The sequence below is a fragment of the Achromobacter seleniivolatilans genome (genome assembly GCF_030864005.1).
GTDB lineage: Bacteria > Pseudomonadota > Gammaproteobacteria > Burkholderiales > Burkholderiaceae_B > Achromobacter > Achromobacter seleniivolatilans.
This window is the reverse complement of the sequence record NZ_CP132976.1, coordinates 36,275-43,967: the sequence shown is the minus strand read 5'-3', so window position 1 is coordinate 43,967 and position 7,693 is coordinate 36,275. Positions and strand designations below refer to the sequence as shown.

The window sequence follows — 7,693 nt, the reverse complement described above, 5'->3', positions numbered from 1 at the left end:
ACAATTGGCGGAAACGGCGATCAAGACAGCAGCACTACGCCTGCGGGCAAATGCGTCACCCGCGCCCCGTAGGCGTCACGAATCAGACGTTCAGCATCAGCCACTTGCGCCAGCGAGAACCGGGCCTGCACGATCCGCTTGCCCAGCTGCGCATTCATCAACACCAGACGGCCTTTGCGGTAACGATTCAGTTCATCCACCACTTGCGCCAGCGGTTGCTGCTCAAACACCAGCCAACCCTGGCGCCAAGCGCTCACCAAGTCGGGATCTACCTTGACGGGAGGCTGCACGCGAGCATCGTCATAGCGCAGTTCGCGGTTAGCGACGACATCAAATACCCCCTGCGCATGCACCAGCCGCAACGTGCCCGACAAGCAACACAAGCGCGCCTCGCCCCCGATATAGCGCACATTGAACCGGGCATCGCGCGCCGTGATCCGGCCGCTGCCGGCCACCACGTCGGCTATGGCCGCCCCGCTATGAATCTCGGCCTCGCCTTCCGCCAATTCAATGACGGTTCTACCTTGAGATGTGGCGCTGACATTCACGCGGGTCTGCGTATTCAGTTCCATTTCCAGCACATCGCTCAACGCCACGCGCCGTTGCTCGCCGGTTGCCGTACGGTAGTCGGCGCTCAGGCCATCCACGCTGGGCCATAAGCCCAGTGGCGGCCGGAATGCCAGATAGGCGGCAGAGGCCGCCAGCGCGCCGCCCAAAAACGCCCGCCGTCCCGTGATGACAGGCTTGCGAGATCGATCATGGGCGCGCGCTGCGCATTCTTCCTGCACTGCGGGACCCAATCCCTGCCAGACCCGCTTCAGGTCGGCGAATGCCGCTTCGTGCGCAGGATCGGCGCGCAACCAGGCTTTAAACGCGTTGGCGTCGGCTTCCGTCGCCTTGCCCGAGGTCAGGCATAGCAACCACGCGCGTGCATCCCGGGCCATCGCGTCCTGGTTCTTTTTATTTCGGGGCATGATCATCGTCAGCGCCATGGTTCTTCGTCCTGATGCGGTGCCCGCCCCGCAGGCGGCGGGATGGTTACGGCGTTACCCGCCGCCTCCAGCTCCCGCCCGCAATGCTCCAACGCGCGCTTGAGTTCTTTGGAAACGATGCGCTCCGACACGCCATAACGCCGCGCGATTTCCGCGTGCGGCAGTTCTTGCACGCGCGCCGCCAGCAACATTTGCTGCGTGCGCTCGGGCAATTGCCGCAACGCGCGCCGGAACGCATCAATCTGGCTGCGGCCCTGCGCGATACGCGCGGGGTCGGCGGCCTCGTCCGTAATATGGATCAGTTCACTGATTTCGACGCCGGTCAGCAGCCGGGAATCCCGGCGGCGCTGATCCTCGGCAATATTCAAAGCCACGCGGAACAGATAGGCCGCCGGCTGCTGGATCGACGCGCTGGCAGGCATATCGTTCACTTTCAAATAGGCTTCCTGCATAGCGTCATGCGCCAGATCTTCGGAACCCAGCCGCCGCTTGAGCTGACTGCGAAAATCGTTATAGCGCTCAAGAAACAAAGCGCGTAGCGATCTATCCGGAGGGTTATCCCGCACGGCCCGCTCCCGCCATCGCATCACAATCACCCGCGCTGCGGGGTTCCAACAGCAACGTCACCGGCTGCGGCATGCCCGCGGGCATTGGCCCCACGGCCACGCCGCGCAAAGCCGCTTCCAGGCGGCCGTCCAAACGCGGCGACCCCGTGCTGGTCACCCAACTGATCCGGCTTACGCTCCAGGCCTTGTCAAACCACAGCTGCACCAGCGCCCGATAGCTGCCAGGTTCGGCCCCTCTGGCCGCACACAAGGCGCGCTTCACGGCCGCCTGCAACTGCGTGGCGTATTGTGTATCTCGCAGGCGCTTGCTCTGGCGGGCAGCATCCTGTGCCGACCGGCCCGGCTCCGCCACCAATGTAAAGGACTGACGGCTGGCATAGCGGATGGCCAACGACGAACCCGCCAGCAGCTTGCGCAACGCATCGCCCGCGGAATAATTGCCCACCACGGCGGGCGCATGACGGCCTTCGGTCAAGGCGCTGTCGACCAATACGGTCAAGCCGCTGGCCAGGCTGTATTCGGCCAGCGCCTGCGCCAGCGGCTGCGCAGCAATGGCGAACGCGATAGGGCGAGGCGGCGGCTCCGCGCAGCCTGCCGCCGCCCAGGTAAACAGGCCCAGCGCCAGACAGGCGCGCAGCGCAATACCGCAGCCCTTCAGGGGGCCGGTCATGAAGCCGAACGTGTGTGGAATTTGCCTGACATGGCTGCCGTAGGGGGCGTCTGCACGCCCGTCCTCACCAAAAGCCGCCATGCTAGATGCGCTGAATGACGCATTCGTGACATGGAATACGTTTGACGCGCCACACCGACACGCAACGGTCACCTGCCGCGTCCGCCGCGTCCCTATACTGTGCCGATCAATCTGGCCGTATCAGGCTGGATATGCAAAATCTTCACCAAGGAGCGCGCATGCGCACAGTGCCCCTGGCCGTCCGCGGCGCTCGTCTGATGTTATGGATGGCGCTGGCCGCCACGCCGCTTTCTGCAGCGGAAACCGAGCCAGCCGCAGCAACGCGCACGGCGCCCAGTACGGGCGCCAGCAGCGCGTGCATCGACACCGAGGTCAATGGCTACCGCGCCTTGTCCTATGACTGTCTGAATCAGAAAATGGCGCCAGACGCCGCCCCGAGGCCGCCAGCCACCTTGGGTTCGGAAGCCATCACGCAGCGGCCGCCCAATCAGATGGGCTTGCCCACGCCTGCCACAATCGGCAACCGCATGGGCAATACCTTTGGCACATCCGCCTATCCGCAGCGGCCCGCGCCCTAAGCGCAGCAGTTCAAGCCGTGCGCGAAATAAAGTAGATCTTCTTCACGAACTGATCCACTTCCCACCGGCCCGTATAGCCTTCCGGCATGACGAAGGCTTCGCCCACCGTCAGCTCGTGCACGGTGCCGTCCGGGTCCACCAGACGCGCAGCGCCCTCGACGATATAGCCGAACTCGATGTAACCCGTGGTGTTGGACTGGAAGGTGCCTGCGGTGCTTTCCCACACACCGGCTTCCGCCTTGCCCGCGTTGCCTTCAAAAGCCGTCACGGTCAAAAAAGCGGCATCGCCCGAAATCGGGCGGCGGGGCTTGCCGGGCACCGGATTTTTCAACGGACCGGCATCGATGCGGACAAGCCGCGACTGATCATGTTTCATGGGAATCCTGCTTATCGTTATGGATCTTTGACGGCCGGGCCGCTGATATTCAGTGCGCCGCCACCACCAGGACCTCGGCCATGGCGCGGCTGACGGTGCGCATGCGGTGGGGTAATTCCGAGTCAAAATAGACGGAATCGCCAGTTTCCAAGCGGAACTGGCGTTCGCCCACATGGACCTCGATGGCGCCCTTTAGCACCAGCAGAAATTCCTCGCCCGGGTGCGGAAACACCGCGGCAGCGTCGGGAAATTCGCGGGGCGGATGCACCACAAAGGGCTCCATCGCCTTGACCTTGCGACGCCCAGCCAGCGATTCATAATGATATTCGCTGCCCAGTCCCCCGCGTTGCAGGGCCTCGCGGTCCGCCACGCGCACCACGCTGACCACTTCGTCCTGCGTGGCGTCATCTGCCCCCACCAACTGCGATACCCCCACGCCATAGGCTTCGGACAGGCGCAGCACCGTCGAAATCGACGGCTCGCTCAAACCCCGTTCGAGCTTGGACAGGTAGCTTTTAGTGAGGCCCGTGCGCTGCGCCAGCTGTTCCAAAGACAGGCTTTGCTGGCGGCGCAAGGTGCGTAGGCGGTGCGGCAGGTCGATCATGGGCTAAAGGTCGAAAAGGCGACCGGTAAGGATGCCCGAAACCGGGGCCGCCGTCGAGCGGCCCGCCCCTACCCCCTTTCAGGCCAGCACGTCCGGATGGTTGCGCAGCGCGCGCCGGGCGTAATAGGAAAACCCTATCTGCGAGCGCTTGGGCGTCAGAATCCAGTCATGCGCTTCGCGGCCCAGCGCCGGCGGTATGGGCTGAATCTTGCCTGCTGACATTGCCAGCAATTGCATCCGCGCCGCTCGTTCGAATTGCAACGCCAGCACACAAGCCTCTTCAACTGACCCGGCCGCAATCAGCATTCCGTGATGCGACAGCAAGATAGCGCGCTTGTCGCCCAGGGCCGCCGAAATAGTCACGCCCTCTTCATTGCCCACGGGCACGCCCGGCCATTCCTTCAGGAAGGCCACGTCGTCATACAGCGTGCAATTGTCCATATGTGAAACTTCCAGCGGCACCTCCAGCATCGACAACGACGCCACGTGCAGCGGATGCGTGTGAATAATGCAATTCACATCGGGACGCGCGCGATAGATCCACGAATGAAAGCGGTTGGCCGGGTTGGGCATGCCGCCGCCTTCCTGCACGCGCAGATCCTCGTCGACCACCAGCAGATTGCTGGCCGAAATTTCATCAAAACCGAGTCCCAGGCGCTGCGTGTAATAGCGGCCGGGTTCGTCCGTGCGCGCCGTAATCTGGCCGGCCAGCCCGGAGTCATGCCCGCCGTCGAACAGAATGCGGCAAGTCAGCGCCAGACGCTCTCGCAAACTCCATTGCGGAGTATCGAACTGGCGCTGCATCTCGGCCTGCGCGCGCGCAATCAGTTCGTCTTTACCCAGGTGCATCGTATCGGTCATCATGTCTCCGTCATGCCGTTTCCATCAACGGCGTAAATCCCGGCAAGGCGCGCATGCGCGCCAGCCAGGCAGTGATATGAGTGAAGGCGGACAGGTCGTAACCACCCTGCTCCGCCATGCTGGTGTAGGGATACAGGGCGATGTCTGCAATCGTTGCCGCCTCGCCCACCAGAAAACGCCGTCCCGCCAAATGCGCGTCCATCAACGCCGCGGCCTTCATGCCGATGACGCGCCAAGCCGCCATCTCCGGCGCATCCACGTGCGCCGTCTGACGCAAGTGAATCAACAGGCGCGGCTGCGCAAACGCATGCATGTGCTGAGTCTGCTCAAAACTCAGCCAGCTCAGCACTTGCGCCTGCGCCAGCAGGTCCTCCGGCAACCAGCGCGTTCCCTGCCCCAGATACCAAAGAATCGCCTGCGACTCCGCCAGCCACACGCCTTCCGGCGTCAACAAAGCCGGCACCTGCCGCCACGGATTGATCTGCGCAAACGCATCTGCCTCAAGATCGCCCTTCACGATATCGAAGGTGCGGCGCGTGATCGGCAGGCCCATATACCCGCAGGCCAACCGGATTTTCCACGCATTTCCCGACCTCAAGGTGTCGGCCAGTTCCAACGGCTGTCCCGCTAGCGGATGAGATTGTTGATTCGTCATCGTCAGTCCATCTTGATATTCGCGCGCTTCACGATCTCGGCCCACTTGGCCTTCTCGCCCGCGATAAAACGCTGATACTCTTCCGGAGTTCCGGCATACAACTGCGTGCCCTGGGACGCCAGCCGCTCCTTCAGTTCTGGCGATGCCAACGTCTTTTGCAACGCTGCATTCAACGCGGCCAATACCTCGGGCGGCGTGCCCGCTGGCGCAAAGAACGCATTCCACGAACTGATCTGCAAACCCGCATCGCCCACCTCGGTACTGGCCGGCACCGCAGGAGCCGACGGCAACCGCTTATCCGACGCCACCGCCAGCGCGCGCAACTTGCCAGAAGTCACGTGCGGCATGATCACCGGACTGGCGTCCATCACCACATCCACCTGATCGCCAATGGCTGCATTGACCGCCTCGCTGCCGCTCTTGAACGGCACATGCACAATATCCAGGCCCGCCGTCAGTTTCAGCAGTTCCAGCCCCAGATGCGGTGAACTCGCGTTGCCCGCCGAGCCGAAATTCAACCGCGCCGGATTGGCTTTGGCATAAGCCACGAATTCGCTGAACGTCGCCGCCGGCAACCCGGCTCGCACCGCCAGCAAATACGGCGACCCGGACACCATGCCCACCGGCGCGAACTTGTCCGCGTCATAGCTGAGCTTGCTGTAGATCAGCGGGTTCACGACCTGCGTGCCCACCGTCCCCATAAAAATCGTATACCCGTCCGCGGGCGCCGCCGCCGCCACCTGCGCGGCTATCACCCCACCCGCCCCTGGCCGATTCTCGATCACAATCGCCTGGCCCAGCACATCGCCCATGCCCTTGCCCACCTGACGCGCAACGATGTCCGTAATACCACCAGCGCCAAACGGCAGCACCAGCCGGATCGTGCGCTCTGGATACGCCGCATGAGCGCCCCCCGCCATTCCCGCCGCCAACGCCAGCGCAGCCACCATGCCCAAAACCTTCATGCCATTCCCCTTGATTGCGCCGTGTCGGCTCTAATGACACAAAGTATCCTATAGAGCATTGATTTTCCGCAAGAGAAATGTGATTGGGGGAATCCCTGAGCGGCGGGAATGGACATCGCCGGGTTGGGTGATGGCCGTCTTTTCGCCTTTGGCGCGAAGAACCGGAGTTTGCGCCGTGCTTCCTACTCAGCAGGTGGGCGGTCCGCATGCCAACGAAAGGCGAACTTCAGGATGCGCATGGCCAGACCGCCGCGACAGCCTTGGTCCGTAGTTTTTGGGGGATCGACGTAGGGGCGCTGCGGAAAAGACCTCGACGTTTCGGGGTCGTCCGGCCACTGCCCCTGCCCACTGACTACACCTTATTGATAAGACAGCGTGAACAGTGCAGATGCGCCGACCGTTCCAGGTATGACCGGCTGGCCGGTCGCCACATATTGCGCGCTCAGGTCAATGACTCCCGCTCCGGTCATGGACCCGGCAAACCACTGATTGGCAGTGCCAAGAGCATAGGATTCCGGACCAAAGATGACCGGAACGCCGTCCGCCCGCAGTATGTTGACGCCTATGTTCTTCGCGGTAGAACCCGCGTCCAAGGTAAGTACCGATGTGGTGTTGCCTGGCTGGTTGGCATCCGTCAGCGCAATGAATACATCCGTGCGCGCGTCACCACATTGCAGCAGTAGCGCAAATGACGTGCGTCCAGCCGTCACCCCGGAGCCGGACAGGGCCAATGTACTGACCGTTGGCAACCTGACCGACACGCGGTTGCTCGCCGGCGAGACCGTGCAACCAATCGCCTGGATTGGATTGCCTTGGGCGCGCAATGACAGCAAACTGACCTTGGCGCCTCCGGTGCTGTCATCGGTATAAGAAACCTCCGCAAGCTGCGGCACAGACAAGGCCACGCCAGTTGCCGCCTTGGGCAAACTTTTTACCAGTTGAAAGGTGTACGAGATGTTCACGCTTGCGTCATCGGCTTGATAACCAAGCGGGAAATCCAGCGCGCGAACCTGGCTGTTGGTCTGCACGGGCCCAACGTTCAACGTCACGTCGACATCCAAGCCATCGATTCCCGATGCAAAGCTGCCTTCGCGCCTGCCTGGCACGGCGACGGACCCGAAATGCAGCAAAGTCTGTAGCTGCGCGGGGCTCGCTCGCCTGCAGGTCACGGAGAAATTAAGGACGACTGGCGCTCCTATGATTTCACCCGTTACCGAAGTCCGGTTGGGATTGGGAAAATTTCCGAAATTGACCACCGATACTGGCGCGCTCACCCCTTGCACGACGCAGGCAGCCAATACTGGGCCGGCAACGCCCAGGCAGACGCCTGCCAGCGCAACCCGCAGCCAAATCTTGCACCGGAAAAACAGCTTGCAGTTCATTTCAAACTCCCGCGGCAACGCGC

The 7,693-nt window shown here is 62.6% G+C and carries 10 protein-coding genes; 1 reads left to right on the top strand and 9 read right to left on the bottom strand.

Annotation, left to right across the window (positions count from 1 at the left end; all coding sequences use genetic code 11):
* Positions 1 to 20: 20 nt before the first annotated feature.
* The 3 genes from RAS12_RS00160 to RAS12_RS00150 are packed head-to-tail and all read right to left on the bottom strand — an operon-like array spanning position 21 to position 2,228.
* The gene (locus RAS12_RS00160; protein WP_306944286.1) at positions 21 to 992 is read right to left on the bottom strand and encodes a FecR family protein; all 972 of its coding nucleotides are present in this window, start codon (positions 990 to 992) and stop codon (positions 21 to 23) included.
* Entirely contained in the window at positions 983 to 1,558 is a 576-nt protein-coding gene (locus RAS12_RS00155; protein ID WP_306944283.1) for an RNA polymerase sigma factor, read from the bottom strand. Before RAS12_RS00155 ends, RAS12_RS00160 begins: the two co-directional genes overlap by 10 nt.
* Positions 1,548 to 2,228 carry an STN domain-containing protein gene (locus RAS12_RS00150; RefSeq protein ID WP_306944282.1) on the bottom strand — a complete coding sequence of 227 codons (681 nt, stop codon included), beginning with the start codon at positions 2,226 to 2,228 and terminating at the stop codon, positions 1,548 to 1,550. The genes RAS12_RS00155 and RAS12_RS00150 overlap by 11 nt, the downstream gene beginning before the upstream one ends.
* A gap of 239 nt (positions 2,229 to 2,467) precedes the next feature.
* Between RAS12_RS00150 and RAS12_RS00145 the strand changes: the two genes are divergently transcribed.
* Entirely contained in the window at positions 2,468 to 2,827 is a 360-nt protein-coding gene (locus tag RAS12_RS00145; protein WP_306944280.1) for a hypothetical protein, read from the top strand.
* A 10-nt stretch (positions 2,828 to 2,837) separates the two neighbouring features.
* On the opposite strand, the gene RAS12_RS00140 is transcribed toward RAS12_RS00145, so the two are convergent.
* From RAS12_RS00140 to RAS12_RS00115, 6 genes are all read right to left on the bottom strand, one after another.
* The gene (locus tag RAS12_RS00140; RefSeq protein ID WP_306944278.1) at positions 2,838 to 3,203 is read right to left on the bottom strand and encodes a cupin domain-containing protein; all 366 of its coding nucleotides are present in this window, start codon (positions 3,201 to 3,203) and stop codon (positions 2,838 to 2,840) included.
* Positions 3,204 to 3,252: 49 nt separating this feature from the next.
* The gene (locus RAS12_RS00135; RefSeq protein WP_306944276.1) at positions 3,253 to 3,807 is read right to left on the bottom strand and encodes a helix-turn-helix domain-containing protein; all 555 of its coding nucleotides are present in this window, start codon (positions 3,805 to 3,807) and stop codon (positions 3,253 to 3,255) included.
* A 78-nt stretch (positions 3,808 to 3,885) separates the two neighbouring features.
* Positions 3,886 to 4,668: an aldolase gene (locus tag RAS12_RS00130; RefSeq protein WP_306951693.1), complete on the bottom strand. Its 783-nt coding sequence runs from the start codon at positions 4,666 to 4,668 to the stop codon at positions 3,886 to 3,888.
* Positions 4,669 to 4,678: 10 nt separating this feature from the next.
* The gene (locus RAS12_RS00125) at positions 4,679 to 5,323 is read right to left on the bottom strand and encodes a glutathione S-transferase family protein (protein ID WP_306944274.1); all 645 of its coding nucleotides are present in this window, start codon (positions 5,321 to 5,323) and stop codon (positions 4,679 to 4,681) included.
* Positions 5,324 to 5,325: 2 nt separating this feature from the next.
* Positions 5,326 to 6,288, bottom strand: a complete 963-nt coding sequence (locus tag RAS12_RS00120; RefSeq protein WP_306944272.1) for a Bug family tripartite tricarboxylate transporter substrate binding protein — start codon at positions 6,286 to 6,288, stop codon at positions 5,326 to 5,328.
* Between the two features lie 359 nt (positions 6,289 to 6,647).
* Positions 6,648 to 7,670, bottom strand: a complete 1,023-nt coding sequence (locus RAS12_RS00115; RefSeq protein WP_306944270.1) for a fimbrial protein — start codon at positions 7,668 to 7,670, stop codon at positions 6,648 to 6,650.
* Positions 7,671 to 7,693: the final 23 nt, after the last annotated feature.